The following is a 1,019-nucleotide window of genomic DNA, read 5'->3' on the forward strand; positions in this document are numbered from 1 at the left end:
ATTCTGGGAGGCTCTCTGCTCTGAGCCCTGTTTGTTTGTACATGCGTTCAAACATCTTTGGCATTGCTCGCGGGTCGAAAGCTGAGTTTGCTAAAATCTTAATACCTAGGCGGTCAGCCTCTTGTTCGTTTTTGCGTGAAAACTTTAGTTGTTTCTCTGCACTAAGTGCCTGAGTGCTTGCCAGTGCAGCGACGCCAGCTTCTGAACCAGCTGTCGCAGCAATAATTGCGCTTGCCAGAAAGCCGGCGAGTGTCAGTGGCGCCGCGAGCTTTTGTCGTTCGAGCATGCGGGCGTAGTGTCGTTGGCTGAGGTGGGCGAGTTCGTGAGCAATAACGGATGCAAATTCTTGTTCGGTATTGGCGTTAAAGAATAACCCTGCGTTTACGCCAATAATGCTACCAGGTACTGCAAAGGCATTTAGGCTTGGATTGTCGACAATTGTAATGGTGAAGTCGCGATCGATTACGGCAGAGTTTGGCGCGAGTTTATATACAAGGTTGGTGAGGTATTCGGTGACTAAAGGATTATCATAGGCTTGGGTGTGGCGTCTAAATGTGCGCAACCAAGCGTTGCCTAGGGCTTTTTCTTGCTGGATTGAAACGAGGTTTGACGAGCTATTGCCAAGGCTAGGGATTGTATCAGTGCTCGAGTCTGCGTGAGTGCTCGATATTAGTAAGCAGAGTAGTAAAAAGCTAAGGCTTTGTCGTCGTGGCATCTTCGATTGTATTGTATGGTGTGTTAGGTTCTTAGATATAGGCCGAATTCGGAGCAGATGCAAGTGAATACTTTGTCAGAATGAACTAGGGTGGCAGCTGTCTGAGATTAGCTTGTATAACCTCCTGTCGCTGCTATAAGATGTTCTTTCCTTGGGTTTTGTTTTTATTGATAGGTAGTTATGCAATTCGATTATTTAGTAGATGCTTCTGGTGAGGCCTGTCCGATGCCGTTGCTCAAAGCTAAACAGCAATTAAATAAGATGTCGGCTGGTGAATGTGTCAAAGTGATCGCCACTGATAAGG

At 46.7% G+C, this 1,019-nt stretch carries 2 protein-coding genes; one reads left to right on the plus strand and one right to left on the minus strand.

Features of this window, described 5'->3' with window-relative positions:
• Positions 1-715: M48 family metalloprotease (locus tag A3729_RS06435; protein WP_156497743.1), on the minus strand; the 715-nt coding region annotated here is incomplete at its 3' end.
• 180 nt (positions 716-895) lie between these two features.
• On the opposite strand from A3729_RS06435, the gene A3729_RS34235 reads away from it, so the two are divergent.
• Positions 896-1,019: sulfurtransferase TusA family protein (locus A3729_RS34235; protein ID WP_197475626.1), on the plus strand; the 124-nt coding region annotated here is incomplete at its 3' end.

Source organism: Oleiphilus sp. HI0043, assembly GCF_001634935.1.